The 578-nt window shown below is 43.3% G+C and carries 1 protein-coding gene; it reads left to right on the top strand.

The window, feature by feature from the left end; translation table 11 throughout:
* Positions 1–20 precede the first annotated feature (20 nt).
* A partial coding sequence (locus R7093_RS26855; protein ID WP_318147228.1) for a penicillin-insensitive murein endopeptidase occupies positions 21–578 on the top strand: 558 nt, incomplete at its 3' end.

Here is a 578-nt window from a genome sequence, read left to right as displayed (position 1 = left end):
ATTACTAAAGGGGATGTATGATGCGGCTGAGTCTTTCTTTTTATTTAAGTTTATTTTTCTCAGCTCCTCTTTATGCTACGCCATGGGAGCAAGTTAGTGCTCCCTCTCATAATATATCCTCTTCTATTGGTAGTTACGCGAACGGCTGCTTAGATGGGGCCTCCCCCCTGCCTTTAGAAGGTACAGGTTATCAAGTGTTACGTAGTCGAACGAATCGCTACTATGGGCACCCTAACACTATAGATTTTGTTGAAAGCCTAGCTTTAAAGGCGAATCAAAAGTTAAAAACTACTTTACTGATTGGCGACCTTTCTTTACCTCGTGGCGGCCGTTTTTCATCTGGTCATTCAAGCCATCAAACGGGGCTGGATATTGATATCTGGTTGCGTTTAGCTGACTCTCCTCTCTCCTATAACGAACTTCAATTGCCGAAACCGATGAGTGTGGTTGATCTGCAAGACTACTCGATATTAAATCATCGATGGGATAAGAGGCATTTTGAACTCATCCGTTATGCTGCTAAGAGCGATGAGGTGGCTCGTATCTTTGTTCACCCTGTTATCAAGGAGCAATTGTGT

The organism is Vibrio sp. 1580 (assembly GCF_033340055.1).
Note: the sequence above shows the minus strand (reverse complement) of the source record. Positions and strands in the feature narration are given on the sequence as shown.